The organism is Pantoea sp. NGS-ED-1003 (assembly GCF_000738765.1).
GTDB classification, from domain to species: domain Bacteria; phylum Pseudomonadota; class Gammaproteobacteria; order Enterobacterales; family Enterobacteriaceae; genus Pantoea; species Pantoea septica.
Genome location: NZ_JPQA01000034.1, coordinates 1 through 2123, shown reverse-complemented (window position 1 = coordinate 2123; position 2123 = coordinate 1). Strand labels below are relative to the sequence as shown.

Annotated in this window: 1 protein-coding gene and 1 pseudogene; one reads left to right on the top strand and one right to left on the bottom strand. The window is 49.5% G+C overall.

Translation table 11 applies throughout. The features are described 5' to 3' along the window. Positions 1 to 318, bottom strand: a pseudogene (locus JS46_RS23810) (IS1-like element IS1A family transposase); the annotation flags it as partial. A 1615-nt stretch (positions 319 to 1933) separates the two neighbouring features. Here JS46_RS23810 and JS46_RS23805 point away from each other — a divergent pair. After that, a partial coding sequence (locus tag JS46_RS23805; RefSeq protein ID WP_000179196.1) for an IS1 family transposase occupies positions 1934 to 2123 on the top strand: 190 nt, incomplete at its 3' end.

The window sequence follows — 2123 nt, the reverse complement described above, 5'->3', positions numbered from 1 at the left end:
CCGCGCAGACGATGACGTCACTGCCCGGCTGTATGCGCGAGGTTACCGACTGCGGCCTGAGTTTTTTAAGTGACGTAAAATCGTGTTGAGGCCAACGCCCATAATGCGGGCGGTTGCCCGGCATCCAACGCCATTCATGGCCATATCAATGATTTTCTGGTGCGTACCGGGTTGAGAGGCTGTGTATGTGAACTGTAACTGCCATGTTTTACGGCAGTGAGAGCAGAGATAGCGCTGATGTCCGGCAGTACTTTTACCGTTACGCACCACCCCGTCTGTAGCTGAACAGGAGGGACAGCTGATAGAAACAGAAGCCACTGGAGCACCTCAAAAACACCATCATACACTAAATCAGTAAGTTGGCAGCATCACCACATCTGCGGATTTTATTGCCGATGACGGTCAGCAGTCACTGACTGAAGCAAAGACAAGATGAACCAAATTAATCAGGTGATGTTGTCGCAACAAAGAAACGCATAAAATTTTGTCGCAGCCTTCGGGGATAATAACAGAGCGCCAGACAGGCCAGCCACGGAGATACAATCAGCAGTGCGCGCTCTCCAGCGCTGAGTTTCCTGAACTACTCACAGTCACTGCAACTGTCATCAAATCAGAAGGCTTACTCTTTGCTGAGGTGAGCGCGGTAGTACCTGCGTAACCTCTTCACTGATATCACCCTGCTGTTTGTCATCGAAACCTCTTTCAAGGTAATCCTGTGACGGTTTTAACCCGACGGTCTGCCTGCGGTCAGTGTTAGTGCGCTGTTCATAAGGAAGGGTCATATAAAGCCGTAATGAACTGACGCTCTGCCACTGATTTTGCGGTTCCGGTAACTTTTTTTGTCTTTATCCTGAATACCTGCCAGGCTCTTCCATCAAACTATTTCACAACGGAGTCTCCTGATGGGACGAGTTAAGATTCGGTGCCCATCCTGTGGAAAGCGCCGATTTCAGTTCACTCTTAAAAATGATGAAAAAAAAACTCCTCACGGAGCTGTCTGCTGTGGCTGTGGTGAGCAGCTGAAAGTTGAGAATGTGTATAAGCTGTTTCTCGTCATCAGTAATAATGGCGACCAGCATAAACGACCTGCTCCCCGTTAGGAATATACCATGATGTTAGTAATGTCTTCATTAGCGACTGTAAGAACAATCGCGGACTTCCACTCCTCGCTCATAGCGGACCTTTTCCAGTCTTAGCCTGTAACCTTGCAACCTGCTAATTTGCCTTTCACTTTCATTTGAGGCTACAGGACTGAATTACGCGGCCAGATTCAGGGTTGACCTTGCCGTTGCCATCAGACCCCAGCCGCCAGGCCCGGAACCCTGTGCGGTCCGGCGGAGCTTACCGGCTCTGCCGGTTTGCGCGCCAGGGCTGACGACCCGGCCACGCCTGGGAGCCAGAGGGGGCCATCAGCTGTTTATGCCTTTGACCTTCAGGGGATGAAACCCGGCAAGGTAGCTGCAACTCAGCGAACAGAAAAAGTGGATAGAAGGCAAGGATGCATGCAGGGCAACGAGATTTTTACTGCTTAATCAGAAAATTATGTCTTGAGTCAATGCGATGGTTTTTTATCATTTCTCTGAAAAAAACGGCCCTCTCAGGGCCGGAATTTGGTGGCAGCGTCTCTTTTGTTTTTGTACTGTCTTCACATCCCGGTGCTCCTCTTCATTGCCACAAGCACAAGCGGCTAAAAATAAATTTATTTACGCTTAGCCCACATATTCGTTAAACAGCCACCAGTTCTTTAGTTCATGCATATACAGTTGAAGCCCCGGCAGAAAACCTGAGGTCACTATATCTGAACGTCCCGATCCAGATTATATAGAACCGGTGCCTGATGATGCTGAAAGCCCGGCTTACCGTAATGAAGACGATGAGGGTGATGCTGCCAACTTACTGATTTAGTGTATGATGGTGTTTTTGAGGTGCTCCAGTGGCTTCTGTTTCTATCAGCTGTCCCTCCTGTTCAGCTACTGACGGGGTGGTGCGTAACGGCAAAAGCACTGCCGGACATCAGCGCTATCTCTGCTCTCACTGCCGTAAAACATGGCAACTGCAGTTCACTTACACCGCTTCTCAACCCGGTACGCACCAGAAAATCATTGATATGGCCATGAATGGCG